This is a genomic window from Methanomassiliicoccales archaeon (assembly GCA_013415695.1).
Classification (GTDB): Archaea; Thermoplasmatota; Thermoplasmata; order Methanomassiliicoccales; family JAAEEP01; genus JAAEEP01.
On sequence record JAAEEP010000006.1, the window covers coordinates 39,897 to 64,968 of the forward strand.

The following is a 25,072-nucleotide window of genomic DNA, read 5'->3' on the forward strand; positions in this document are numbered from 1 at the left end:
AAATGGGTGGAAATTCGGATATTAAAATGATAGATGAGAACGGGCTTAGACTTGATGGTAGAAAATTCAACGAGCTCAGACCTATTAAGATTGAAGCGGGCGTCCTCAAGAGAGCAGACGGCTCCGCCTACGTTGAGTGGGGCAAGAACAAGGTTATGGCGGCTGTCTATGGACCAAGGGAGTGTCATCCCAGGCACCTTCAGGATCCCGCCAAGGGACTGGTAAGATGCAAGTACAACATGATCGCATTCTCAGTCTCAGATCGAAAGAGACCGGGGCCTGACAGAAGGTCTGTGGAGATATCAAAGATAATCTCTGAGGCTCTGGAATACGTGGTTTTCACGGAGCATTTCCCTAGGACCTCTATCGACGTGTATGTCGAGGTCTTGCAAGCCAACGCGGGCACGAGATGTGCTGGCCTTACGGCTGCATCTGTAGCGTTGGCCGATGCGGGCATTCCGATGAGAGACATAGTTCCCTCAGTGGCAGTGGGAAAAGTCAACGATACCGTTATTCTGGATCTCAACAAAGAGGAGGACAACTTCGGGCAGGCGGATGTCCCCATGGCCATCATGCCCCGTACCGGCGAGGTCTTACTCCTGCAGATGGATGGTCATATGACATACGATGAGCTTCAGCAAGCCATTGACATGGGATTTGAGGCTTCACAGACCATCTACGAGCTCCAGAAAGACGCGCTCAGGCGCAGATACGCGGTGGAAGATGTTGCTGATGACGATGAGAACGGAGAGGAGGAGTAGAAATGGCACGCTCTATCATATCGGACATCAAAAGGGATCACATTCACAAGCTGATAGCCAAGGGCAAGCGCATCGACGGTCGTTCTTGGGATGAGTTCAGGGAGATCAGCATAGAGACCAACTTCGGCGAGAACGCCGAGGGCTCTGCCCGCGTGAAGTTGGGCAACACGGATGTGCTGGTTGGAGTCAAGATGGACCTTGGAACACCCTTCCCGGATACACCTGACAAGGGAGTGCTCACGACCAGCGCCGAGCTTATTCCACTTGCTTCGCCCTCATTCGAACCAGGTCCCCCGGACGAGAACGCGATCGAGCTCGCCAGGGTCGTGGACAGGGGAATAAGGGAGAGTGGCATGATCGATGTCAAGTCTCTATGCGTGACCGAGGGTGAACAGGTCTGGATTTGCTTCCTGGACATTTATGTCCTGGACTTTGATGGCAACCTTTTCGACGCCTGCATGCTAGGAGCAGTGGCGGCTCTGAAGTCTGCAATGGTACCGGCTTCCAGGCACGACAAGGGAGATGATTACCCGCTTCCTACAACCTGCACGCCCATCTCTTGCACCGCAGTACAAATCGAAAACTCTTTATTGCTCGATCCGACTCTCGACGAAGAAAAGGTCGCTGCGGCTCGTCTCACCGTGACCACTGACGAGAACGGTGACATTAGGGCCATGCAGAAGGGCCTAATGGGGTCCCTTACCCGCGATCAGATAACGACCATAATTGAGACATCCCAAAGATTGGGAAATGAACTTAGGAAGCTCATTGGGTGAGCGAAATGGCAAAGAGAACTGCGAAGGTAGGAAGTGCTGGAAAGTTCGGACCTAGGTACGGTGTCCGTGTCAGAAAGAGGGTAAGAGACATAGGCAATGTCAAGAGCGGGCCGCACGAGTGCCCCAACTGCCACCACCGGAGCGTGAAGCGCGTCTCCGTTGGAATTTGGGAGTGCAGGCATTGCGAGACAAAGTTCGCCGCGTCCGCCTACAACCCCAAGACAGTACGCCTTGTGGGTGCCGAGAGAAAGACCAGAGGAGGCGCCTGAATTGTATAAGTGCGGGAAATGTGAAAGGCCCATCCGCTCCAACGTGAACACTGTGGGGATGCAGTGCGAGAACTGTTCATCCAAGATATTCTACAAGGAGCGGCCAAATGTCAAGAAGGTAATCACGGGTAGATGAGTCGATGCCCTCGGCAGAGCTCAGCGTTGACTCCAAGATCCCCGAGACCCTGCTAAGAGCCCTAGGGCCTGAGCTGGGGAGGGATATTCCCAAGACAAATGTGGACGGCCGCATAGAGAACGGCCGTCTGGTGCTGAGCATCGAGGCGACGGACATATCGGCCCTAAGGGCCGCCCTAAACTCGTACCTCAGGTGGATAAAGATCACCAAGGACATGATCGAAATCGCAGGTGGATGATATGAACGAGATAAGTCCCAAACTCCAGAATCAGATCGCACAGTTCCAGCAGCTCCAGCAGCAGCTTCAGACGATCCTATCACAGAAATTGCAGATGGAAGCCCAACTCCGAGAGGTTGAGAATACCCTTGAGGAGCTCGGCAAGGTGACGGACGATGCCCCCATTTACAAGAATGTGGGTTCACTCCTGATCAAGGCCACCGACAAGGATTCTGTGGTCAAGGAGATCGAGGATGACAAGGAGACCCTAGAGGTCCGTGTCAAGACCCTGAACCGACAGGAAAAGCAGATGAGGGAGCGCTACCAGTCTATGCAGGACCAGCTCCAGAAGGCTCTCGGCGGTGCAGGTGCTCCTCCTGGTATGAACTGAGACCGGAACGGCTCAAACATCTTACCTTCCTTTTCATGATTTTCTATTGAAAGGCCCCGGTGCTGAACGGTTCGAAGTAGTACGAAAGGCGATTCTTCGCTGACCGCTTCCGACATAACTTCATCCGTTCAATTATATAGAGTTAAAGAGAATCTCTATCAAGGGAGAACAATGGCACTAGAGGATCTTCTACCCTGGATAATACTGGGAATAGTGGTCATTATTGTGGTTGTAGTCATCCTCTACTTTGTTGGGATCTACAACCGTTTTCAAAGCCTCAAGAACTCTTCAGAGGCTACCTTGGGACAGATCAGGGTGGCTATGAAGAAGAGATTGGATATGATCGATCAGCTCTTGGGAGCGGTGAAGAGCTACGCTAAGTTCGAAAAGGAGACCCTGGAGAAGGTGACTGCCATGAGAGCCATGGTGGCCACGGCGGACGCTGGTGACCTCAACGAGATAGAGAGAGAATCACGTTCCCTTCTAGGAAGGCTCTTCGCCGTCGCGGAGGCATATCCAGATCTCAAGACGAACACGACAGTTATGGACCTGATGGGTGCTGTCAGGAGCGTGGAGGAGGAGATTGCCCGGCAGAGGTACACTTACAACAACATCTCACAGCAGTTCAACACTATGAGGGATGTCATTCCATCGAACATCATAGCCAACATGTTAGGATTTGAGAAGCTCGACTACCTTGAATTTGAAGAAGAGATTGAGACTCCACCTAAGATCGAGTTCTGAAGGGAAATCAATTGATTGAGAAGAGGCAGCTGGCAATACTGTTGGTGGTGACATTCGCCATTTCGTTGGCGGGGGTTGGTCTCACCTCACTGATACCGCCTGCGCTTGAAGGTGACCTGGTCATTGACGAATACGGGGCGTCATTCAGTGAGAATGGATCGCTGATCGAATCTTACGCATACGAAGTGAAGAACTCAGGACAGTACCGGATGCTCTTTCGTTACTGGGAAGAGGAGCTCTCCCTCACCAACCTAGACCGCCCATACATCGAGTTCTTGAACATGGCGATACCTTCAGGGTCGATTGGATACATCAAGGACCATAACGGGGAGGTCACCCTCTTTGGGTCGAGCGATCCTTCGATAAGATGGACCATCCAGAACCTTGCGTTCAACAATGAAGTGGGAATATTTGATCCGGGTTATTTCCAGGCCGGCACCTATTCAGTAGAGTACAGCTACATGCTCCATCCCACCATCGAGTATGATGACCAGTATGCCCACCTCAACATTCGACTTCTGGATGAGCACATACCCTTCCGGACCCTTACCATAGAATATCCAAGCCATTATGTTCAGGACGTGTTTCCTCATCCCCCAAGTCTCAGCGTCAAGGAGAGCGGGGGAGAGGTCGTTCTATCTGGGAGCCTGGGCGGTAATGAGGGTCTTGGAATCGAACTGCTTCTCTCCCTGGAGGCCGTTGACGAGATGAGCGGTTATCCGACGTTCGTTGAGGACGTTAGGGGAAAGACGGTGGCGGCAAACCCCTGGTACGACATACTCCCTTACTACGCCGCATGGATTCTTTATCCCCTGTCAATCGCACTTGTCATTCTAACCCCATTTCTATTCCTGGTGATCTACTACATCTTCGGACGGGAGAAGTCATTCACGGTCCCCGAATACCTAAGCTTCACCCCTAATCCCAAAATGAAACCCTGGGCGGTGAATCTGCTGTTCAAGAAAGATCCCATGGTATTCGACCAAGATGGTTACTACGCCACTCTGCTTGACCTGCACAGGAAGAAGTTGATAACCATCACAGAGACGGCGGATGGTCAGGGAGTGAGGATCAAACTGAACAATAATGCATCTGATGATTCCTATGAGCAGAGGGTCCTCGACTTTCTCCAGGATGTTTCCCAGGAAGGAGTGGTCGATTCAGAGGAAATCAAGTATCTGGCGACCATCGCAAAGAGCAATCATTACGCCGAATCAAGGATACTCCGCTATCAGAGTGTGCTCTCCGATGTCACCAGGAAATCCGATCCTGTGCTCATCGATAAGTATGTGGTAAATGGCAGGAAGCATGTGATCCCCCTTCTGGCGGTCGGGGTAATCATGCTAATCGCATCAATCGTGGTCATTGCGCTGATACCTCCCCAGATCGGACTCCTGATTCCGGCCATAGTATTATGGATATTCATGATAGTCCAAACCGGAATTGCGTTGTCATTCCCTTCAACTCTCTTCGGACACTGGAAGGGAGATGGTTACAAGGAGAAGCTGGAGTGGAGCGCTTTCTCCTATTTCCTTACCGATCTCGCATTGATCAAACAGTACGCCCCCTCCGACATCTCAATGTGGGGAGAATGGTTAGTGTACGGTACAGCGCTAGGGGTGGGTGACAAGGTGGAAAAGGTGATGAAGGACCTGAACATCAGCACTCCCGAAGCTGGAGTTCCCCTAGGAGTAAGGGCCGTATTTGTGCCAATATTCTTCTACTCCCCGGCCTCCCCTGGAGGATTAGCGGGTGGATTTGGCGGGGGAGGATTTGGCGGGGGAGGAGGATTCGGAGGCGGCGGAGTGGGAGGAAGATAGCACCCCTCCACAGCATCCAGAGAAGAAGGTGCTGAATTTAGAAACCTGGAAGGGGTTTCATTCGATTGAATCCACCAATAGGACAGGAAGTGATGCAGAGGGAGCACTGCTCCTTGGTGAATCTTGTTATTCGATTGACCGTCTCCTCCTGCATGATCACCATGTTATCATCGGGATCGAACTCTGCGATGCATTTGCTACGGTCGAAGATCGCCCTGTCCAGAGCCCCGGTGGGGCATTCCCTTATGCAAACAGTGCACATGTTGCACAGCTCGATATTCAATGGAGCATCGACCTCCACATCGATATCCGCGAAGACCGCCGTGAACCGCAACCGTGGTCCCCACTCCCGATTGAGTACGAGGTTGTTCTCACCAAGTAACCCGAGGCCTCCAGCAACAGCCGCCCGTTTGAGGTCGATCTTATGCCACGAATCGGTGAACTCCAAAGGCTCTGCCCTTATTCCCTTCTCTCTTAGATCCCAAGCTAACTTCCTAGCCTTGTTCTCGAGCACCTCGTAAATCCACTTGCTCCATCTTTCCTTACCAGCAATATTCGCCTTGAAGGTGAACTCGGTGGACTCATCCGGAGTGACCATTCCAAGTACGATGACCCTGGAAAAATCTGTGTTGGCATCGATATCAGACGGATCGACGATCGCGGTCATGTCAAAGCCGACTTCGATACCAAGATCCCTTATCCAATCTGGAGGCACGCTATATGAATTTGGATCGATTTCGATAATACTTTGCCATCGACTAGTTAATTCTATAACATCAATATGAGAATGTAATAGCGGTAGTTGGGAATAACTTGTAACTCAGGCAAATAGGCACCATATTCAATGGTTTGAGAGATACACCTAAGGATTGGAATGAGGTAGAATCAAGGCTGGACTTTGATGATGATTGCTAGTATGGATTGTCAATTTTTTAAATATAGGTTTCCCAAGCACCCATGGAGATGCTGCCAACCACCTTCATCTGCATCAACTCCTCATGGAACTTGATGCACTCGGTGCTGTTCTTGAGTCTTTTGTCAAGATTTTCCTTCTCGGCCCAGCTTTCAAACTCAACTACTTGCACGATCGCTCCTGAGACATTACCAAAAGTCTGAGAGTAGAGATTCATCGATTTGATTTCTTTAAATAGCTCCGGGTTCTTCCTCATGTATTCGAGGAATTCCTTCCATAGCTGCTTGTGTTCAATATCGTATTCTGGTTTGACCACCCATGTCTCCACCATTGACACGCTCATTTTCAATCCCCCATTTACTTAGCATTCATTCTAATCCTGAGGATTTGTATATTGCTGCTTCTACCAAGATCTCTCCACTGCTTCGAGGTTCTGAATTATCCGAATGAGATACTCTTCCAATTCATTCCTTTCCTCCATGGAGAACCCCTCATAGAATAATTCGGTCATATCCTTCGATACATCCATATAGTCACGTCTGAGGTTCTGTGCCTTGTCTCCAAGAGATAGGAGTACTGCCCTACGATCGCCATGTGATCTTCGTCTCATCACCAGACCGTCCTCCTCCATCCGATCTAGCATGCTGGTCAGTGTAGAAGGGCTGAGAGAAGCCCTCTCCGCGAGTTGCTGTATTGGTATGTCATCTTCCTTCAGAAGCACAAATAGTATCCTTCCTTGCCCAGAATTGATTGGGATCCCCCTCTCCACCAACAGGTGATTGAATACCCTTCCCGATAACTGGTGTGCCTTTGAGAGTAGGAAGCCTCCCTGACTTGGCATTTGGGTCATCTCAACCTCACTTCGAACTTGCGAGGAGTCGCCCATCCCCTGGCGAGCGTAGGTTTCATTGATATGACCGTGTAATCGGGGTCCTCCGCTCCCTTAGGGTAGTACCTTTCCCACCAGTCCACCCAGAGACGATGCTTGAATTCTTTATCATCCACAATCTCAGCCGTGCCGCTGAGCTGTACTCCGTTGGACTCTCCGGGTTTGCAGTAGTATACCGAAATCCTGGGATCATTTCTGATCTCCTCGACCTTCCTGGAAGAGGTGTTGGTTGAGACTGTAATGGTAATATCATCGGGATCCTGATTGAGGAATGATAGTGTGGGGAACTGCTTCTCGTTCCGTAGGTTGAACATCGCCCGTATTTGAGGGTGACCGTCTGCACCTTTTGTAGCGAGGTACATGATCTCGGCCTCCCTTAGAAGCCGAGTTATCAATTCCATAAGCTCGTTGTCGAGCATATCATCAATAAATACTATATAAAATATTACTATATAGTAATTTCTTTTCATTCTTCAAAAAACTGCAAATAGTTGGGTTTCGTTCTGGAAACCATCATGCTCCAGTCAATCTCTTCCAAGCTCGAAAAGGGCAGGAAGCTCATACTCATCCACGGAAATGCAGACCCCGATGCACTGGGATGTGCCTATGCTATCGCAAAGGCTTTCCCAGAAGGAGATATCGTGGCACCTGGTGGCCTGGACAGAATATCAAAGATCATCACTGACAAGCTAGGGATTGAAGTAGGTGAGAATGCAGATTTCTCTGATTATGATCTGGTTGTAGTCGTTGACACCTCATCCCCCGACCAGCTTGAGAATCTCAGCGATGTCCCTCTGGGTAGTGTAATAATAGATCATCATGCCCGTACCGAAAAGTGGAATGGTTGCGTCTATTACTGCGATGAATCGAAACGGAGCTGTGCAGAGATCGTTCTCGAGCTGGTCCGAATCGATGGAAAGGAACTGGATAGGGATGTTGGCCTAGTCTTACTCGCTGGAATGATCACCGATAGCGGTCACTTCAGGTACGCGAACCAAGAACTGTTGACCACCTTCGCCGAGTTATTGAGGGAAAACGAACTGGAGATCGACGAGGTATTCGCACTTACCGATATGGAGCAGGTCATATCAGAGAGGATAGCCCAGCTGAAGGGCGGTCAGAGACTCAAATTTGATAGGATAGGGCGATACATAGTGGCGATCTCCCATGGTTCATCCTTCGAAAGCTCCGTCTCAAAATCGCTGTTGTCACTTGGCGCAGACGTGGCGTTCGTAGGTTCCCAGCGCGAAGATCGGTTCAGAGTAAGCGCAAGGGCCAGGCAGGAGATGGTAAGGATGGGATTGCACCTTGGAAGAATGTTGGAGGATATCGGTTTCGAGACCTCCAACGATGGTGGAGGACATCCCGGAGCTGCTGGTCTTATCGGGGAAGGTGATGTTGAAGCAATGCTCAACATGTGCATGAGGCGCACGATGGACTTCTTTAGAAAGATCAGAGATTCAGAACCTATCAGGAATTGAGAAAGATAAAAGAAATGGGATCGAGGAAGATCACTTGTCTAGGATCTCCCTGATCTTTTCCAGGTTCTCCGGGTGTTTTTCGAAGAACTCCCGCACGGGAGCGAGCATCTCCACAAGGGCGGAGGAGGTCCCGTTCTTGAGGTCCATTGGATGCAGTTGTCCTGCTACGTATGATTCCTCGAGTGCCGAATAGCTCTCAAAGACCAAGGGACCGCCGAACTTCTCCGGACGATCGATCTTCAGGAAGTCCATTCTTTGGAATATTATGAAACGGCAAATATCCAGTATTGGATTTCCCTCTGCCTCTGGAGGGCAGAATGCCTTCTTTATCTTCCTCCTGATGTCCTCGGGAGAGTCGTGAATCATGATCCCACTGTCGGGGTCGCTCTTGGACATCTTGGCTGCAAGAGGATCCATTCGATCACCTCCCTTGAGCCCCGATAACAAGGGCGTATGCAACGCTACTGGCTTCTTCCAGCCGAGTTTATCAGCGGCTTCCCTGGCCAGCATGTGCGCCCTTCTCTGATCCATGCCTGCGTAGGCCACATCAACATCCAGGGCAAAAATGTCAGCCGCCTGCATCAGGGGATACATGACCTTGGAGGTGTCCACCTCGGCCTCATCACCCTCTCTTCCCATGATGGTCATGGCTCTCTTCACCCTGGATAGGGTTGAGTTCTTCCCGATGCTGATGACCTTAGACCAATAATCGATGTTATCCATTAGTTCAAAGGCATAGACGAAATTGACCTTGTCCCTGGGCACACCGAGTGCCTCGAAACAGTCCTCCATATACCTGGCACATATCCTGATGGTGCCGATGTTTCCACCGAGCTTGTCGTTGATATAGGCGTGCCAGTCTGCGAAGAACACCGTGAAGTCGAATCCTGCGTCGACGAAGTCTCTCACCTTGTTGGATATGATAACCCAGCCAAGGTGCACCAGGCCCGAAGGCTCGAAACCGACGTAGCCCTTCGGTCGGTCGTTTGTCTCCAAGAGCTTCCTCAGCTCTTCCGGGGTAACGACCTCCTCGGCATTCCTGGTCAGTAGGTCAAATCGTTCCTCTGAGTCCATGGAAATCAAGGTCGAATCACCAGCCGCTTATTAAATACTTCTGGGAATTAAGAGGAAGATCGTTCATATTCTCCGAAAAGCCGAATCAGAGTTATGATGATTCTAATATGAATCACTTAATCATTATTATACATATGTATAGTAATTTTGATTCATATTATACATATATCTATTCTAATAATACATTATATACAATTATAGTGTTTAACAACCTTTAAGTAGATATTTGTTTATAAACTAATTCATGTCTCCAATAAATGTCTATCAAAATGGAATTGTTGATTCACAGTATTCCATTTTTATGGGCTTCGAGTGTACAAATATAGGAGAATATTCGGTGTCATTAGTCAAATATTATTCTCCAAGAAGGCAGAAATCGATTGAGATTGGGGCAAGTACCAACTCCCCTGATTCATCTCCGGAATGCTTTCCCCTAGCACTCATCAGGAGGCACAGCGAGGGGTCAAGACCTCGTGACATAAACGGCTCATCGAGCTACAAACACCAATGGGACGGTCGTCAAACACCACACCTTTCTGACGCGACCGTCCCTTCACCCAGTATGATCAACTGCGCCTACGGAGAGTTGGGTCTTCAGGTGCGCACACGCTCTAAGAAAGGTAAAGTGAGGTGAATAAGAAGTGAGGAAAACGACGCTGGTTCTAGTGGCAATCCTATTGGTAGGAGTGTTCCTCTTCATTCCATCGACAGTCATGGCAGCCGATCCCTCGGGAGCGGAAACCATCGCCACGGAGGGAGAAGGAATTGCTCTCGACTTCATCTGGATACTGCTATGTGCTTTCTTGGTCTTCAGCATGCACGCCGGGTTCGCAATGTTGGAATCCGGATTCTCCAGATCGAAGAACGTGACCAATGTGCTTATGAAGAACATCATGGCCTTTTCTGTAGGCACTATCTCGTTCTTCGTCGTTGGATATGTCTTTCTAATGGGCACTGATTTCGCTGGCTTTTTCGGCACGGACGGATTCATGCTGCTAGGGGACTTCTACGATGTCAACACGTTGCTGCTGTGGTTCTTCATGCTTGTCTTCGCCGCTACCTCCGCCACAATCGTGAGTGGGGCTATCGCGGAGAGGACTAAATTCAGCACATTCATCATAGTAACTGTTGCGATTACCGCTGTCATCTATCCCATATACGGACATTGGATCTGGGGCGGTGGGTGGCTCTCTTCGGCAAATTTCCTTGTAGATCTGGGTGGCGGCTATGGGGCTCTCGATTTTGCGGGATCTGGTGTAGTCCACGCGGTGGGCGGTTTCATCGCCCTCGCGGGCTGTCTGATCATTGGTCCGAGGATAGGGAAGTACAGCTCTGACGGAAAACCAAATCCCATTCCAGGCCACAGCATGACCCTGGCAGTACTGGGTGCATTCATACTCTGGTTTGGATGGTTCGGATTCAACGCTGGGAGTACCCTCTCCGCATACGAGCTTAGGATATCAGTAATTGCAGTCAACACCAATATGGCGGCCGCAGCAGGCGCCATCACGGCAATGGGGATCACATGGCAGAAATTCGGCAAACCAGATATCGCCATGACCGTAAACGGTGCGATAGGTGGTCTTGTAGGAATAACCGCGGGTTGTGCTTGGGTAGCCCCCTGGGCTTCATTGGTCATTGGAGTGGCAGCCGGAGCAATCGTATGCTATGCATATTGGTATCTTGAGAGCAAAGGAGTGGATGATGTGGTGGGAGCCATCTCGGTGCACGCTTTCGGCGGAATCTGGGGGCTCATCGCCCTTGGCCTGTTCGCTGATGGCACCTATGGCAACTACACCACAGAGGGGCCTCTAGTTACCGGTCTTCTATACGGCAACCCCGGATTCTTCGTGGTCCAACTGATCAGCGTTTTGGTTGTCATATTGTGGGCGTTTGGACTCGGTCTGGCCTTATTCTATACGCTCAAGAAGACCACTGGTGTCAGGGTCGAGCCCGTGGAGGAAATTGAGGGTCTTGACCTTGCAGAGCACGGTTCTCTAGCATATCCAGAGTTCGTATCAATGGACCTTGTCGTCAAGAGGAGGCGGTAGCGATGAAGAAAATCGAGGCTATCATAAGGCATGAGAAGCTGGATGAGGTGAAGAGCTCCCTCGATGAGGCAGGCATAGTGGGCATGACAATCTCCGAGGTCATGGGACGCGGCCGGCAGAAAGGTTTCGAACGCCAGTGGAGGGGCATGGTCTATGTAGCGGATCTTGTCCCCAAGATCAAGCTCGAGATCATTGTCGACGACAAGGACGTCGAGTTGGCGATCGATACCATCCTGAAATCCGCATGGACTGGGGACACCGGAGACGGCAAGATCTTCGTGACCGACGTCGAGGAGGTCATCAGAGTTCGCACCGGAGAGCGGGGAAGGGATGCGATATGAGCTTCCCTGTTGAGGTGCGTAAGAATCAGGAATACCACACGGGGGACGAGAAACCCCGTTACTTCCTGGAGGTCGATCTGAATATGGTCGCTCCGGGAAGGAAGGCTTCCCTCCCCATCTATTGGAGATCCAACAGTTCTCACCCGGTGCTCAAGGAGATATATCACACCGAGATCGGTGGCTTCGCGATCGAGAGGGGGAACCTTCCCTCTCTCCTTGATTCGGTCAAGAACGCCATGGGCGGAATGATGGAGAACGGGACTTTGCCCTACTATTCGATCGTGCTTCCCAATGGCAACCGGCTATCGATATTTCTGGTTAAGGACAAGCTTCAGGCGAGAATCGGTCGAACGAAGATCGAGGGGAAGGACATTGCAGACGTCTACAAGCAGCTGAGAGAGGCTCTGAAGGGGATAGGGATGATCACGAATGGTTCCCAGCTTAAGGTGAATATCTTCCTCTGGCACGATTTGAGATTGTACCCGCCCGCCTTCATTCTCAGAGATATTAGAGAAAGGGTTTGGACCCCCATCTTCTGCTCCCTGAAGGAGGGGGAGGCGATGCTGAACTACGATGAGGTCAACCGGCCTTCGGAGATGATCGAGATTAAAAATGTTCTCAATTTGCGCGACCAGATGGCATACAGGATCGCGTCCTACGGGACCGTAAGGTCAGCCAATCAGATATTCATGGATCAGACCCACGATGCGGTCTGGAAGACCATCAGAGAACAGGTCGATAGAACCGATGAAGTTCTCAGCTACGAGAAGAGTGATTTGAGATTTGAGATACCAATCTACACGGCGAGGACCGGGCTGATTGCAGCTGACAGGCCCAAGGTGTTCTTCGGCAAGGATCCGTCTAGCCTGGCTTCGGTAGTGGCCGAGGTCCTCAAGGCGAACGGCACCATTGCCAGCTCCGTTTCGCTGAGATTGGATACCAAGAGGAGGTAGTTGAATGTATGAAATAATCGGAGCAGTGATAGGTGGAGCAGTACTCCTATTCCTGATCTGGGCAGTGAGATACACCAAATGCGGGCCCAACGAGGTGCTTATCATCTCGGGTCGGAAGCGCAAGGATGCGACGAGCAAGAAGAGCGCCGGTTTCCGGATAATCAGAGGGGGCGGTACATTTGTCTGGCCTTTCAAAGAAACTGTCAAGCGGATGTCGCTGGAGATCATGAACCTTGATGTGCGCACCAGCGATGTGTACACTAAGCCAGGTGTTCCCATATCCGTGGAGGCGGCCTCGCAAGTGAAGGTGAAGGGTGATGACGAGTCCATCATCCTGGCGGCGGAGAACTTCCTCTCCAGGCCTAAGGACGACGTTATGAAGACCGCCCTTCAGGTACTTGAGGGCCACACCCGCGCGGCAATATCTATGATGACCCCGGAGGAGGCCTACCAGATGAGGCGTGAGCTCGCCAACAGATCCAAGGAGGAGGCCTCCGCTGACCTCAACAGGATGGGGCTGGAGATCGTCTCCCTGACCATAAGGAACGTTTACGACAACCAGGGCTACCTGGAGGCCGTTGGCAGGCCCCGGACAGCCCAGGTTAAGAGGGATGCGCTTATCGGTGAGGCTCTTGCTGACGAGGAGGCCAAGAAGGTCCAGTACGATGCCGAGACCAAGATAGAGGAGTCCCGTAGGAACTACGAGATACAAAAGGCCGGTTACGACGCTTCCGTTGCTGAGAGGAAGGCGGAGTCCGATCTCGCCTACGATCTGCAGAGGTTCAAGACCGAGCAGAAGGTGAAGGAAGAGGAGATCAAGGTCGGCATTGTCGAGAAACAGATGGCGACCGAGCTCGCCGAGAAGGAAATCGCCAGGAAAGAGAAGGAACTCTACGCTGAGGTGGTGAAACCTGCGGAGGCCGAGAAGCTCAAGATCGAGAGGTTGGCTGAAGCTGAGAAGTTCAAGCTGACGACCGAGGCCGATGGAGAGTCCATGGCCATCAAGCGCAGGGGATTCGCTGAGGCTGATGTGATCAAGCAGAAAGGTGTCGCGGAGGCGGAGACCATGACGCTAAAAGCTGAGGCCTGGAGCAACTATAACGAGGCGGCCGTCACCGAGATGTTCGTGGACGTCCTTCCCAAGATGGCTGAGGCAGTCGCACAGCCTCTGGCTCAGACAGATAAGATCACCATCATTTCGCAGGACGGTCAGTCTACTGGGGCGGATCGCATAGTGGGCGACATAACCGGCGTGATAGCAAAGCTCCCCACAATCGTCGAATCCCTTACAGGAACCAAGCTAAGCGATCTGATCAAGAAGATCCCTGGCCTGGGGGAGGCTTTCGAGGACGATGATATGGAGACAAGTGAAACCCACACGGAGAGTGAGAGCGGATGGTCAGAAAAAGCCTTCTGAGATCAAAGAAGGAGGCAAAGTCAAAAGACCCGAAGGACCTCAAGAAGGAAGCGAAGCGGAGGGATAAGGATGATCCCTTCACCCGCTTCATATCCGGAGAGATCAAGATGGTGGACTTCAAGTTCACCGACCTCCCTGGAGGCCTGCAGCACATCACCATCCCTGCCGAGCGGTTCAACCCAGAAGTGCTTGCTGAGGGGATAGGTTTCGATGGTTCCAGCATCAGGGGGTTTGCGGAGATACAGGAGAGCGACATGCAGCTCGTCCCCGATCGAACGACGGCTTTCGTCGATCCCGTCTGTAAGCTCCCAACCCTTTCATTTCTATGCAACGTGTTCGATCCCGTCACAAAGGAAAGGTTCTGGAACGACCCGAGGTACATCGCCCAGAAAGCTGAGGAATATTTGGTATCCTCGGGAATCGCAGACACTGTGAATATGGGGCCAGAGGCAGAGTTCTTCATCTTCGACTCGGTAAGGTTCGACCAGAACGAGCACAGCAGCTATTACTTCGTGGATTCGGATGAGGGTATATGGAACTCTGGTTCTGACGACGGCCCTAACCTGGCCCACAGACCTAGGTACAAGGGTGGATACTTCCCCGTCCCACCCACCGACTCACTCAATGATATCAGGTCCGAGGCGATGCTGAAGATGGCTGAGGTTGGGATCGAGACAGAGGTGCACCACCACGAGGTCGCAACTGCGGGACAGGGAGAGATCGGCATCAAGTACTCGACCCTAACCAAAGCCGCTGACAACATAATACTCTACAAGTACATCGTGAAGAACACTGCACTGGAATTCGGGAAAACGGTGACATTCATGCCAAAGCCCCTTTTCGGGGACAACGGGACCGGGATGCACGTCCACATATCACTGGCCAAGGAAGGTGACAACCTCTTCTACGGATCAGAGGGATATGCGCAGCTTAGCATCAGTGCCATGCACTTCATGGGCGGTTTGCTTGAGCATGCGGCCTCAGTACTTGCGTTCACCAATCCGACCACGAACTCATATCGCAGACTCGTTCCAGGGTTCGAAGCCCCTGTCAACCTCGTGTACTCGCAGAGGAATAGGAGCGCAGCGATTAGAATTCCAGTCGTTTCTTCTCCCAAGGCCAAGAGGATGGAGTTCCGTCCCCCTGACCCATCCAGCAATCCATACCTAGCGTTTGCGGCCATTCTAATGGCTGGACTCGATGGCGTGAAGCGCAGGATAGATCCGGGTGACCCCATGGATGTCGATATATTCGAGCTCCCGAGGGACAAGATCGCCAACATCAGAACGGTGCCTGGATCACTTGAGAAAGTGCTTGAGGCGCTTGAGTCAGATCACGAATACCTGCTCAAAGGAGGGGTATTCACCAAGGGGCTGATAGAAACATGGATAGAATATAAGAGGAAGAGAGAGAACGACCCTATGAGGCTTCGGCCACATCCTTACGAGTTCTACCTCTACTTCGATGTGTGATCGATGAAACTCCGTGAGCTTTGACACTTTGATGGCAAGGGTTGCCATCCTTTTTTCTATTTTCTTATAATTTCCAAATCTGCCCTGGAGAAACGATATTTGTAGGAAAAATCGAGAAAGGGAAAGGGTTTCACTGGTAGTCTGACGGATAGTAGGGTGCTAGCCGCCCACGTTCATGTGCATGACGTTGACCACGTCACCATCCTCAAGCTCCGTATCAAGGCCGTCCAGGAGGGTGATGTTCTTGCCATTCTTCAGGATGGTCACCACATCATTGAGGTTGCCCCGGGGATAGACGAACTTGCCGTAGCTTTCGTCGGTCTGCTTGAACACCTCCATCAGGAAATCCCTTATAGTAGAGCCTTCCATCTCGATGTCCAACTCCTTGACTCCAGCCATCTGGGCGAGATGTCCTACTGTCTTGAACTTCACCCTTTTCATCGAACCACCTTTGGGTCCATGGATTATTCAGATGTTGCCAATCTACAGCCTGTTCATGGCCACTTCCGCAGCGGTGTGTGCTGGGTCTCTTACCATGCTGGTCGGCGGGCAGTAGGCGTTCTCGAACTGAATGACGAACTCCTCGATGGTCACTCCCTTCTCGAGGGCTGCTGTGATCCAGTTGACACGCCCGTTCATCTGTGGATCCTTGCCAACCATCTGGGCTCCCAGTACTTTATGGCTTCCCTTCTCCACCAGGATTTTCACGGTCACGGGCTCGTGACCTGGATAATACCTAGCACAGGAAAGGCCAGTGTACTTGCCCTCCACCAAATCGATTCCGTAATAGGCGGCGAGTCCAAGAGAGATGCCTGTACCGGCACACTGCAGGTCCCCGATCACACTTACCCAAGGGCTCGTGACCCCTGGATATATCATGCTCCCACCGGCTGCGTTCGTGCCTGCCACGATACCCTGTCTGACCGCGCTTGAGCCAAGTTGGCTCATTGTTGGTCCGGGGACTATGCAACTCTCTACCTGGATGACATCACCTGCTAGGTATATGTCAGGTACAAGCCGGCCTTTCTTGTATGGCTGCATGGTGGGGCTAACTCTTATCGCACCCAGCTCACCAACATCCAGTCCGATCTTGCTTGGAAGCTCCAGATTAGCGCGAACTCCCGTGGCCATGATGATCACCTCAGCGGGGTACTCCTTTTCCCCAGCGATCACGGATACTGCCTTGCCATTCTCCCCCTTGATGGAACCTATTGGAGTACCCATGACGAATTTGATGCCCTCTCCCTCGAGGTAATCCTGGACCATGTCTGCCATGTCCTTGTCGAATATCCTGGGGATGACCTGAGGGAACATCTCGATCACGGTAACATCGAGACCGACCTTCTTCAAAGCCAAAGCCATCTCGAGACCGATGACACCAGCACCTGCTATGACCGCTGACTTGGCTCCAACCATAGAGGCTTGTATCTTCTTGCCATCGTTGATGGTCCTGACCGTGAAGACCCCATCAAGGTCCTTGCCCTCGATCGGCGGAACCCAGACATATCCACCTGTGGCTAGGATGAGGGAGTCATACTCCCACAACTTGCCGTCTGCGGTGGTGATCTTCTTATTGTCCGCGTCCACATCAGTGACTTTTGTCTTGGTGTACACGTTGATGTTCCTCTCCTCCTTATAGAACTCAGGATCGTGCATCACCATGTAATCCCAGTCTATGAGGCCCTCAAGGACCCATGGTATCACGCATGGAGAGTAAGCAATGTACTCGTCATCCGTGAAAACATTGATCTCGGCGTCCTTGTCCGTCCTTCGCGCAGCGGATGCGGCTGGCATTCCAGCGGCCCCGGTACCGATAACGATTATCTTGCGAGCCATAAGATCTACCTTTCCTTTGGAAGTATAGAATAGCATATTAATAAATTTGTGAGTTCGGGTCAAGGATACTCCGGTTATGCCCAAGGTTCATTGAAATTGGATTGAGAATGATATCGAGCCTTTCGATATCCGTAGGATGCACTGAAAATCAATTGATTGTCCTGTTCGAACCAGCATATCGCGTCACTGGCATCATGAGAAGATATATAGCCTTCCCGCGATGTTCTGAGCCAAGAACAAGAGGATTAGATGATGGGAAAGAAGAAAGATCCCAAGAGGAATCAGAGGCCCGAGGCTCTCTGGAAAGAGAAGGATCAGATCGATGGTGGGACCGTGGATGCCATGGTCCTCATCTTGAGGACCTCAGGTTGCAGATGGTATCGTGATGGAGGCTGTCTGATGTGTGGATATCACTCTGCCAGCGAGGAGGGGATTGGCATCGAAGATCTCAGAATGCAGATTGACTCTTCGTTAGAGAGATATGATGGGGAAGAAATGGTAAAGATATACACCTCGGGAAGCTTTCTTGACACGGGGGAAATACCAGTCGGGTTGAGAAGGGAGGTCTTCGAGGCATTCTCGGAATCTCAAAGGATTCTCTTCGAAAGCAGACCTGAATTTGTAAGCATTAACAACCTGGAGGGAATTGAAGTGGGAAAGGCGCATGTCGCCATTGGACTGGAGACCTCCAGCGATCTCGTCAGGGAGACGTGCGTTAATAAAGGCTTCACATTTCAAGATTATGAGAAGGCAGCCTCGCTCCTACTCGAAAAGGGTATCCCACTCAGGACATACCTACTACTCAAACCTCCATTCCTTTCAGAAAGGGAGGCCATAAGGGACGTAATCTCATCGATAGAAGATTCATCCCCGTACTCGGAGAGCATTTCCATCAATCCCGTGAATGTTCAGAGAGATACATTGGTGGAGAGGCTCTGGCGAAGAGGTGACTATAGGCCGCCATGGTGGTGGTCATTGAATGAGGTTCTCTCCAAGGGTCTTGAAGCCAGCGATGCAAGGATCCTATCGGCGCCCAGCGGGGCAGGGACTCCCCGAGGGATTCACAACTGCGGAGACTGCGAGGATAAGTTTATTGAAGCGGTGCGGCGTTTTTCCTTCGAGCAGGACCTCGGAGTATTGCGGGGTCTGCGGTGCGACTGCAGAGAGGAATGGGAGACCCTCATAGATGTTCAGGACATCATGGGCACTTCTGTGGATGTCTCCCGCTACTTGAGCTCAAGTAAAGATTGAACGGATGTGATCATGATGGAATACGATATCAAGAGAGGACACTTCAAGAATATAGAGAGCGACGGCCTCAAGGATATGCTCACCGAGTTTTTCGGGGGATACCAAGAGGACGGGGATACTCTGATTGCTAACTACGGGGCAATGATAGAGATGAGGGTGAAGGTCCTTAGCAAGTCCTCGCTGGTCGTTGAGACAAAAACAGATACCAATGTATCTGACGATGTCGCCATGGATACCATCAGGAAGTTTAATAAGTTCCTGGAGAGTGCCACTGGACTCAACTCTAAGCAGCGCAGGGATCGCCTGAGCAAGAAGGCGAAGGAAGGCAAGTTGTAGAAGTCTTCAATACAAAAATTGAATCGAGAAAGGACTCCTTGCCTTCATTCATTCTCAATCAGCCAATCGCTGGTCTGGGAGTGCATATCATGCTGGAATTCAGCCCATGTCTCTGAATGCCTCTGCGGGGGGAATGCGCGATGCCATCCTGGATGGTGCAACAGTGCAAAGGATTGCGGCGAGATAGACGATACCGACGATTATGAGAAGGGTTTCCCAAGGAAACACGAATGGCACATCAAGTTCAGCCATGGCAGTGTACCAGATGCCGTAGGCACAGGTGAATCCAACAAAGATGCCCAGTAGCACTCCGAGCGAAGTGATGAAAAGCACCTCCACCAGGAATGATTTCGATATCATTGACCTCTGATATCCTATCGATCGCAGCATTCCTATGATTCTCTTTCGTTCAAAGACCGCCCGATATGCAAGCACTCCAAGTGAGGCTACACCTATGAGCAGGCCAAGAGAAAGGAAAATGGAGAACATCTGCATGATATCCTCCATCTGCTTCTTTGAATCGATTAGCACCTTCTCAATTGACTGGGCCTCCATTCCGATCGACCTGAAATCGGTGTTCATCTTTTCCACTGATGATTCCAGTAGAACTCCATCTTTGAGATTGACCAGGAACAGGTTGTTGTCGATAAGATGAGGGAATATCGTCCCCATGCTGCTCTTTGCGATGAACAGTCCGTTGAGAAGTGTCTCTTTAACGATTCCAATCACTCTCAGTTCAACAGAGGAGTCCACCACGTGGGAAGGAAGCGTCACAATGTCACCTACTAAGATGGGTATGTGAGTGCTGGCAGTACCGGAGCTTATGATGACAAGTGAGTCATCCTCTTGGAGTGCCGCCCAGACCTCGTCCTCGGTACTGTATTCTGGATGGATGCTCTCCAAGTTCCATTTCGTATGATCCTTGAAATCGTCCTCTATACCAAATATTCCATAATACGGTGGACCGTAGGATGGTACGTCCTCACCGTTCTTCTGCAGATTTCCCATGAAATAAAAGCTTCTGATCGACTCTATGTACTCGACATCATTCCTGATCACCTCGGAATCGATCTCCTCGACCTCCCCTTCCCGGATCACAGTGACATTCTCAAGATTCTCAACACTCAATGATGTGGTGGAAACGATATCGTACCCGCCTGCCTCCTCGGTAATATCGGAAACAACGAAGGACGAGGTGAAAATCGAAGTCATGGTGACGAGGAATAGGACCAATGTGAACATAGCGATGGTCATACCAGTCCTGAACCGCTTCTGGAGCGAGTAACCGACAGCTATCTGCGAGATGGCCTTGGAACTGGGGCTGAAGGAGAACAACCTTGAGACCCCAGAAACGATGATCCGTGAGTTGAAAACGAGAATTACTACTGCGCTGAAGCATAGGATGAGCCCAATAAAGACGAATGCCAGTATTGCATCTGTTCCTTCGTAAGTAACGTTGAAAAGTGTCCAAAGTGCATAGAGGAAGATCAATACACCTGCGATGGAATAGACAATCTCCGGACGGACCTCCCTCCTCACTATCATTGCGGCCCCAGCAATGACCAGTATGGAGCCTGTTATGAGGAGGAGATAATAGTCGTAATGGAAATAGTACACATAGGTGATCAGATTTCCCAGTATTGCGAGGAACAGACCATAACCAATTGTGGTGTTGGTCCCCTTCTTCAAGACTGGTTCCTCTATCTCCCTTATCGCCCTCACGATATTCAGTTTCGATATTTTTCGTGAAACCAACAATATGGTGGCGATTGATACCAGGGTACCCAGCACTATGGAAAGTACTAGACTCGAGAGGAAGAAGTAGAACGGAAGGCTTTCGCCGCCCTCGACCCCCATTATGGAGTTCATAGAGGTGATGAGCATGTATGCTATCAGGATGCCCAGCAGTGCTCCGATGATCGACGCCGGGAAGGTGTAACCCAGACCTTCAAAGGTGAAGATCCTGGTGAGATGGATTCTCTTCAGACCGATGGCCCTTGATATTCCGAGTTCACGCTTGCGCTCCTCGGCAAGCATCACGAAGATGTTCACGATCAGTATGACGCCTGCGGTAACGGCGAACATAGACATGAGTAGAAGAAAATCACCGAAGTTCTCGGCGGCAAAATCGGCAAGATCCAGCTGGTTTCTCTTGTAGTCAGTTATGACGAGTGATCCAAGAACCGCGTTTACGGGATCGTTCTCTATGAAGTTGTCGAGCACTCTCTCGATCTCAGTGGTAACCTGGTCGGTCAGAACAACTGAGTCAATCATGCCCCCGTTGTTGGAGACCTTGATGAAGTTGTATTCGAAGTCATTGGTCTGGTACATTTCCCAAGCCGATTCTATCTTGAGGAATAGATTGGGAGTTCCAAACATGGCCGCCTTACCTGCATCAGATGATATGGATTTGACATTGAACTGGATCGACCTTATCTCGGCCATCCCCTCCTGCATCGATGTCTCTTCCTCTGATGGGGTTTGCCTTCCTGGCAAGGTGGGAATGATCCCATTGATCTCCGGAATGCCGTCCAAGCTCGGAGGGATGATGTAGTAGACCTCAAGAGAGTCACCTACCTGAGCGCCGATCCGCTCCGACAGCATTGAATTGATTATGATCTCATCATCACCGAGGTCTTCCCCGTAGCGATCACCCGATGGAATGGCAAACTCACCGAATTCCTGGTCCAAGGCGGAATCGAATCCCACCACGGTCGAAGAGGGACTAGTCAACCCGGTCCTTGGATTGAAAACAGAGATGCCTTGGAACATGATCTGGGGAGAGATGCCATCGGTCAACGCCCTGATCTCTTGGTCCTGCGAGATGCCATTGTAGACCCCGAAATCGAAGAAACCACCTCCTGGAGAGGAGATGTACTCGTCCATCAGATCCGAGTTCAGATAGCTAGTCTCCCTGATGTAGAAATCAAGAGAATCGCTGGTTACCAGGGAGCTAGAGATCATGGCTGTTGCAATCATGAGCGCCCCAATCACCAGGGCAGTGTGAGCCTTTCTCCGGGTGATGTTGTGTAGGCCCATTCTAATGAAGATGCTGGGTCGAAGGCTAGCGATCAGGATGATCAGCACTACGACGATGAGAACCGCCAGAAGTGGAAGAGCCCTGTCCCAGCCAGTATCAGGTATCTCGATATCATCATCTCCTGCTCATCCTCATTCCACTATCCTGCCATTCTCCATGCGCACTATCCGGTCCGCCATTCCGCTCACCAGAGGATCATGGGTCACCACCACGTACGTCTGATTCTTCTCTTTGTTGAGGGTGGAGAGTAATTTCATGATCTGCACGGTATTTTCCTTGTCAAGGTTCCCAGTTGGCTCGTCTGCCCATACTATCACTGGGTCGTTGACGAGAGAGCGGGCAATTGCCACCCTCTGCTGTTGACCCCCTGAGAGCTCGCTGGGCTTGTGCTTGGCCCAATCTTTGAGACCGACTACTTCTAGGGCATTCATGGCCTTCTCCTTTGAAGCCTTGACATTGACCCCTGATACCAGTAGAGGAAGCTGGACATTCTCAAGGGCTGAGAGTACGGGAAGAAGATTATACGATTGGAAAATGAACCCCATCTTCTTTGCCCTATACTCTGTCCTCTCCCTATCGCTCATCTTGGATATATCCTTGTCCTCGATCAGTATCTTTCCATCATCGATCTCGTCGATCCCGGAAAGGCAGTTGAGGAGGGTTGTCTTTCCGCATCCAGATGGTCCCATCACTGCAACCATCTCCCCCCTACTTATCTCGAGGTCCAAACCTCTCAGGGCGTGAACCCTTACCTCGCCCGTGTCGTAGATCTTCTCGACACCTATTGAGCGTATGATGGGGCTGTTTTCCACTAAATCGGTTGGTTTGGGTTTCTCCTCGTCGGGGTCCATTTCTCTCCGTATTAAAATACCTGAAGAACCTTTTAATTTAATCTACGTTAAAATAAATCAAACTCGGCCTGAACCTAGGTGGCCTTTGATGATTAGGAGAACGATTCGGCAAGGACGCCTTTATTCTCAGAATTCGTGATGTCTCTCATCAAGACGCTCCAGGGTGTCCATTAGATCGCGTCTGGTAATGATTCCGACGATCTTCTTGTTATCCATGGGTGACACGACTATCATTCTCGAAATCTGCTTGGAGTTCATGATGTCAAACGCTTCCAGAGCCTCCTTGTCCGAAGGAATGGTGTCGTAATGAGTCTGGATGACTTTCCTCAGGGACGATTCAGGTGAACTCGAGAATTCTTTTTCGATGAGGTCCATGGGAGCCATCCCCACCATTTTTCCATTTGAATCGATTGCCGGGTAAAGATAATGAGGATTGTCCCTCACTTTGGCTATGATCTCTGCCAGATTTTCATCCTCTTGAATTATGATCACGTTTCCTTCCATGACATCTCCCACCCTCACCTTGCTAAGCATTGAGATGTCCAGAGTGAAGGAATGCTGCGTTATCTGGCTCTCGTATATGGTGCGAGAGCCAGTGACCGTGTAGCTTATGATGGAGGATATCATGAGCGGAATGAGGACCGACACCCCGCCAACCATCTCCGTCAACATTATCGAGGAGGCGATTGGTGTCTTAGTCACACCTGCCATCATCGATCCCATGCCCACAACGACCAGGATGGGTGTGATGTCTAAACCTGAAAGGACACCGATCGCTCCCCCAACCGTACCACCTATGACCAGCGAGGGAAAGAATACGCCCCCGCTACCGCCAGAGCCGACGGTGAGGGAGGTTGCCACGATCTTCCCCACAAGGATAGCCAATAGTACCAATATCGATGTGATGGCGCCGTCTATCAGATCCTGTATTATACCCTCGCTAAGTCCAAGCACACCGGGGATCGATAAACCGATGATGCCGACCATCAGGCCCCCCAGACCCGCTCGGAAGTACAGGGGAAGTGTCAATTCCTTGAAGAATCTGCTCATCCGGTTTCGGAGCTGGATGAATCCCAATCCTACCAATCCCAAAACGAAACCGGTGAGTATCGTTAGCGGGAAGACCTCTGCGGAAAGGAATATATTGACATCTGGGAAGCTAAAAAGAGGCTCCACGCCATAGAATGGAACGAACACCAGGTATGCAACCGCACTGGAGACCATCGCAGGAACCACTGCACTACTCTCCAAGTCGTTCTTATAGGGTATCTCTATGGCGAAAATTGCAGCCCCAAGCGGTGCCTTGAACACGGCGGACATTCCCGCCGCCATTCCGCTGATAACCAGTATCCTGAGGTCCGAACGGCTTAGTTTGAACCTGTCGGCCACGAAGTTTGCCAGACCCGCAGTGATCTGGGATATTGGACCCTCTCTTCCAGCGCTCCCTCCGGTTCCGATCGTCAAGGCTGAAGCCACCAACTTTACCGGAGCCACAATTGGCCGCACCTTGCCCCCAGTATGATGTAGAGCGTTGACCACGTTATCCTGACCAGGGCCTTCAGCCTCAGGTGCCATATAGGAGACCAAGAAGCCCATGATTACCCCTCCGACAGCGGGAATAAACACGATCAGGTACCAAGGCACCGCAACGGTCTCGTAAAAGGAGGACCAGATCAATTCCAGAAGGAACTCGAAGGCCATCGCCCCCAGTCCTCCCACCAGTCCCATCATTATGCCCAACGGAATCCATTTCTTGAAATAGTCGCGAATATCCAATGAGAAGATGCGGGTCAACCTTCTCTCTATACTCTCGATACGAGCCCTGCTTCTTGGGATATCATTGCTCATTGGAGATCGCCAGGGAGTCATACATTTGGGCGTGAGAATCATAGGGAAATCAACAGACTTAAGCAATCCGGATGATGGCTGAAGGAGAATTACGACCTCGACATTCTTTCCAGATCGGTTGTAGAAAGGACCTTTATTTGAAGAAATGTGGGCAAATTTGTCTATTATTCTAATAAGGCAGTTTGTGATGCTAGGAGAGGTCAAA

26 protein-coding genes are annotated in these 25,072 nt (G+C 50.9%); 16 read left to right on the forward strand and 10 right to left on the reverse strand.

The annotated features are described in order from the left end of the window. The first annotated feature begins 2 nt into the window (after window positions 1–2). The 8 genes from GKC03_04230 (at window position 3) to GKC03_04265 (ending at window position 5,114) form a co-directional block, all read left to right on the forward strand. Window positions 3–761: an exosome complex exonuclease Rrp41 gene (locus GKC03_04230; GenBank protein NYT11743.1), complete on the forward strand. Its 759-nt coding sequence runs from the start codon at window positions 3–5 to the stop codon at window positions 759–761. 2 nt (window positions 762–763) lie between these two features. Next, window positions 764–1,537, forward strand: a complete 774-nt coding sequence (locus GKC03_04235; GenBank protein ID NYT11744.1) for an exosome complex protein Rrp42 — start codon at window positions 764–766, stop codon at window positions 1,535–1,537. 5 nt (window positions 1,538–1,542) lie between these two features. Further along, window positions 1,543–1,806, forward strand: a complete 264-nt coding sequence (locus tag GKC03_04240; protein ID NYT11745.1) for a 50S ribosomal protein L37ae — start codon at window positions 1,543–1,545, stop codon at window positions 1,804–1,806. Window position 1,807: 1 nt separating this feature from the next. Continuing rightward, on the forward strand, window positions 1,808–1,942 hold the full coding sequence (locus tag GKC03_04245; protein NYT11746.1) for a DNA-directed RNA polymerase subunit P: 135 nt from the start codon (window positions 1,808–1,810) through the stop codon (window positions 1,940–1,942). A 4-nt stretch (window positions 1,943–1,946) separates the two neighbouring features. Beyond that, a complete protein-coding gene (locus GKC03_04250; GenBank protein NYT11747.1) occupies window positions 1,947–2,180 on the forward strand; it encodes a hypothetical protein in 234 nt (77 codons plus the stop codon). A 1-nt stretch (window position 2,181) separates the two neighbouring features. Beyond that, window positions 2,182–2,550, forward strand: coding sequence for a prefoldin subunit beta (locus GKC03_04255; GenBank protein ID NYT11748.1), 369 nt, complete (start codon window positions 2,182–2,184; stop codon window positions 2,548–2,550). A gap of 171 nt (window positions 2,551–2,721) precedes the next feature. Next, window positions 2,722–3,294, forward strand: a complete 573-nt coding sequence (locus tag GKC03_04260) for a LemA family protein (protein ID NYT11749.1) — start codon at window positions 2,722–2,724, stop codon at window positions 3,292–3,294. After that, on the forward strand, window positions 3,291–5,114 hold the full coding sequence (locus GKC03_04265; protein NYT11750.1) for a DUF2207 domain-containing protein: 1,824 nt from the start codon (window positions 3,291–3,293) through the stop codon (window positions 5,112–5,114). Before GKC03_04260 ends, GKC03_04265 begins: the two co-directional genes overlap by 4 nt. A 37-nt stretch (window positions 5,115–5,151) precedes the next feature. Here GKC03_04265 and GKC03_04270 read toward each other — a convergent pair whose 3' ends face one another. The 4 genes from GKC03_04270 to GKC03_04285 all read right to left on the reverse strand — a co-directional run bounded on the left by GKC03_04270 (window position 5,152) and on the right by GKC03_04285 (window position 7,335). Then, window positions 5,152–5,829, reverse strand: coding sequence for a hypothetical protein (locus GKC03_04270; protein NYT11751.1), 678 nt, complete (start codon window positions 5,827–5,829; stop codon window positions 5,152–5,154). Window positions 5,830–6,046: 217 nt separating this feature from the next. Then, window positions 6,047–6,370: a hypothetical protein gene (locus GKC03_04275; GenBank protein ID NYT11752.1), complete on the reverse strand. Its 324-nt coding sequence runs from the start codon at window positions 6,368–6,370 to the stop codon at window positions 6,047–6,049. A 60-nt stretch (window positions 6,371–6,430) separates the two neighbouring features. Further along, window positions 6,431–6,868, reverse strand: coding sequence for a MarR family transcriptional regulator (locus GKC03_04280; protein NYT11753.1), 438 nt, complete (start codon window positions 6,866–6,868; stop codon window positions 6,431–6,433). Window positions 6,869–6,873: 5 nt separating this feature from the next. Beyond that, window positions 6,874–7,335 (reverse strand): pyridoxamine 5'-phosphate oxidase family protein, encoded by a 462-nt coding sequence (locus tag GKC03_04285; protein ID NYT11754.1) that lies wholly within the window; start codon window positions 7,333–7,335, stop codon window positions 6,874–6,876. A gap of 96 nt (window positions 7,336–7,431) precedes the next feature. On the opposite strand from GKC03_04285, the gene GKC03_04290 reads away from it, so the two are divergent. Further along, window positions 7,432–8,397 carry an exopolyphosphatase gene (locus GKC03_04290; GenBank protein ID NYT11755.1) on the forward strand — a complete coding sequence of 322 codons (966 nt, stop codon included), beginning with the start codon at window positions 7,432–7,434 and terminating at the stop codon, window positions 8,395–8,397. Window positions 8,398–8,427: 30 nt separating this feature from the next. Here GKC03_04290 and GKC03_04295 read toward each other — a convergent pair whose 3' ends face one another. Beyond that, complete coding sequence (locus GKC03_04295) at window positions 8,428–9,471, reverse strand: tyrosine--tRNA ligase (GenBank protein NYT11756.1); 1,044 nt, start codon at window positions 9,469–9,471, stop codon at window positions 8,428–8,430. A gap of 713 nt (window positions 9,472–10,184) precedes the next feature. Here GKC03_04295 and GKC03_04300 point away from each other — a divergent pair. The 5 genes from GKC03_04300 to glnA are packed head-to-tail and all read left to right on the forward strand — an operon-like array spanning window position 10,185 to window position 15,705. Next, entirely contained in the window at window positions 10,185–11,522 is a 1,338-nt protein-coding gene (locus GKC03_04300) for an ammonium transporter (protein NYT11757.1), read from the forward strand. 2 nt (window positions 11,523–11,524) lie between these two features. Then, complete coding sequence (locus GKC03_04305; GenBank protein ID NYT11758.1) at window positions 11,525–11,863, forward strand: P-II family nitrogen regulator; 339 nt, start codon at window positions 11,525–11,527, stop codon at window positions 11,861–11,863. Next, complete coding sequence (locus tag GKC03_04310) at window positions 11,860–12,816, forward strand: hypothetical protein (GenBank protein NYT11759.1); 957 nt, start codon at window positions 11,860–11,862, stop codon at window positions 12,814–12,816. The genes GKC03_04305 and GKC03_04310 overlap by 4 nt, the downstream gene beginning before the upstream one ends. Before the next feature lie 4 nt (window positions 12,817–12,820). Then, entirely contained in the window at window positions 12,821–14,233 is a 1,413-nt protein-coding gene (locus GKC03_04315; GenBank protein ID NYT11760.1) for a flotillin family protein, read from the forward strand. Continuing rightward, window positions 14,212–15,705, forward strand: coding sequence for a type I glutamate--ammonia ligase (gene glnA / locus GKC03_04320; GenBank protein ID NYT11761.1), 1,494 nt, complete (start codon window positions 14,212–14,214; stop codon window positions 15,703–15,705). The genes GKC03_04315 and glnA overlap by 22 nt, the downstream gene beginning before the upstream one ends. 159 nt (window positions 15,706–15,864) lie before the next feature. Here glnA and GKC03_04325 read toward each other — a convergent pair whose 3' ends face one another. Both GKC03_04325 and GKC03_04330 read right to left on the reverse strand, forming a co-directional pair. Continuing rightward, a complete protein-coding gene (locus GKC03_04325) occupies window positions 15,865–16,146 on the reverse strand; it encodes a MoaD/ThiS family protein (GenBank protein ID NYT11762.1) in 282 nt (93 codons plus the stop codon). A gap of 42 nt (window positions 16,147–16,188) precedes the next feature. After that, window positions 16,189–17,541 (reverse strand): FAD-dependent oxidoreductase, encoded by a 1,353-nt coding sequence (locus tag GKC03_04330; protein NYT11763.1) that lies wholly within the window; start codon window positions 17,539–17,541, stop codon window positions 16,189–16,191. Window positions 17,542–17,793: 252 nt separating this feature from the next. Between GKC03_04330 and GKC03_04335 the strand changes: the two genes are divergently transcribed. After that, entirely contained in the window at window positions 17,794–18,792 is a 999-nt protein-coding gene (locus tag GKC03_04335) for an archaeosine biosynthesis radical SAM protein RaSEA (protein NYT11764.1), read from the forward strand. A 15-nt stretch (window positions 18,793–18,807) separates the two neighbouring features. After that, window positions 18,808–19,128 (forward strand): hypothetical protein, encoded by a 321-nt coding sequence (locus GKC03_04340; GenBank protein ID NYT11765.1) that lies wholly within the window; start codon window positions 18,808–18,810, stop codon window positions 19,126–19,128. Window positions 19,129–19,227: 99 nt separating this feature from the next. Here the strand turns inward: GKC03_04340 and GKC03_04345 are convergent, their stop codons facing one another. The 3 genes from GKC03_04345 to GKC03_04355 form a co-directional block, all read right to left on the reverse strand. Next, entirely contained in the window at window positions 19,228–22,215 is a 2,988-nt protein-coding gene (locus GKC03_04345) for an FtsX-like permease family protein (protein NYT11766.1), read from the reverse strand. An 84-nt stretch (window positions 22,216–22,299) separates the two neighbouring features. Continuing rightward, window positions 22,300–23,019, reverse strand: a complete 720-nt coding sequence (locus tag GKC03_04350) for an ABC transporter ATP-binding protein (protein ID NYT11767.1) — start codon at window positions 23,017–23,019, stop codon at window positions 22,300–22,302. 126 nt (window positions 23,020–23,145) lie between these two features. After that, window positions 23,146–24,867 (reverse strand): CBS domain-containing protein, encoded by a 1,722-nt coding sequence (locus GKC03_04355; protein NYT11768.1) that lies wholly within the window; start codon window positions 24,865–24,867, stop codon window positions 23,146–23,148. Window positions 24,868–25,072: the final 205 nt, after the last annotated feature.

What these genes read in the sequence shown, in the direction of transcription:
- GKC03_04275 (NYT11752.1), bottom strand. Translation starts at nt 6,370, where the DNA reads ATGAGCGTGTCAATGGTGGAGACATGGGTGGTCAAACCAGAATACGAT.
- GKC03_04350 (NYT11767.1), bottom strand. Translation starts at nt 23,019, where the DNA reads ATGGACCCCGACGAGGAGAAACCCAAACCAACCGATTTAGTGGAAAAC.
- GKC03_04260 (NYT11749.1), top strand. Translation starts at nt 2,722, where the DNA reads ATGGCACTAGAGGATCTTCTACCCTGGATAATACTGGGAATAGTGGTC.
- GKC03_04300 (NYT11757.1), top strand. Translation starts at nt 10,185, where the DNA reads ATGGCAGCCGATCCCTCGGGAGCGGAAACCATCGCCACGGAGGGAGAA.
- GKC03_04290 (NYT11755.1), top strand. Translation starts at nt 7,432, where the DNA reads ATGCTCCAGTCAATCTCTTCCAAGCTCGAAAAGGGCAGGAAGCTCATA.
- GKC03_04285 (NYT11754.1), bottom strand. Translation starts at nt 7,335, where the DNA reads ATGCTCGACAACGAGCTTATGGAATTGATAACTCGGCTTCTAAGGGAG.
- GKC03_04305 (NYT11758.1), top strand. Translation starts at nt 11,525, where the DNA reads ATGAAGAAAATCGAGGCTATCATAAGGCATGAGAAGCTGGATGAGGTG.
- GKC03_04325 (NYT11762.1), bottom strand. Translation starts at nt 16,146, where the DNA reads ATGAAAAGGGTGAAGTTCAAGACAGTAGGACATCTCGCCCAGATGGCT.
- GKC03_04335 (NYT11764.1), top strand. Translation starts at nt 17,794, where the DNA reads ATGGGAAAGAAGAAAGATCCCAAGAGGAATCAGAGGCCCGAGGCTCTC.
- GKC03_04330 (NYT11763.1), bottom strand. Translation starts at nt 17,541, where the DNA reads ATGGCTCGCAAGATAATCGTTATCGGTACCGGGGCCGCTGGAATGCCA.
- GKC03_04230 (NYT11743.1), top strand. Translation starts at nt 3, where the DNA reads ATGGGTGGAAATTCGGATATTAAAATGATAGATGAGAACGGGCTTAGA.
- GKC03_04280 (NYT11753.1), bottom strand. Translation starts at nt 6,868, where the DNA reads ATGCCAAGTCAGGGAGGCTTCCTACTCTCAAAGGCACACCAGTTATCG.
- GKC03_04240 (NYT11745.1), top strand. Translation starts at nt 1,543, where the DNA reads ATGGCAAAGAGAACTGCGAAGGTAGGAAGTGCTGGAAAGTTCGGACCT.
- GKC03_04315 (NYT11760.1), top strand. Translation starts at nt 12,821, where the DNA reads ATGTATGAAATAATCGGAGCAGTGATAGGTGGAGCAGTACTCCTATTC.
- GKC03_04355 (NYT11768.1), bottom strand. Translation starts at nt 24,867, where the DNA reads ATGAGCAATGATATCCCAAGAAGCAGGGCTCGTATCGAGAGTATAGAG.
- glnA (NYT11761.1), top strand. Translation starts at nt 14,212, where the DNA reads ATGGTCAGAAAAAGCCTTCTGAGATCAAAGAAGGAGGCAAAGTCAAAA.
- GKC03_04340 (NYT11765.1), top strand. Translation starts at nt 18,808, where the DNA reads ATGGAATACGATATCAAGAGAGGACACTTCAAGAATATAGAGAGCGAC.
- GKC03_04255 (NYT11748.1), top strand. Translation starts at nt 2,182, where the DNA reads ATGAACGAGATAAGTCCCAAACTCCAGAATCAGATCGCACAGTTCCAG.
- GKC03_04235 (NYT11744.1), top strand. Translation starts at nt 764, where the DNA reads ATGGCACGCTCTATCATATCGGACATCAAAAGGGATCACATTCACAAG.
- GKC03_04295 (NYT11756.1), bottom strand. Translation starts at nt 9,471, where the DNA reads ATGGACTCAGAGGAACGATTTGACCTACTGACCAGGAATGCCGAGGAG.
- GKC03_04250 (NYT11747.1), top strand. Translation starts at nt 1,947, where the DNA reads ATGCCCTCGGCAGAGCTCAGCGTTGACTCCAAGATCCCCGAGACCCTG.
- GKC03_04310 (NYT11759.1), top strand. Translation starts at nt 11,860, where the DNA reads ATGAGCTTCCCTGTTGAGGTGCGTAAGAATCAGGAATACCACACGGGG.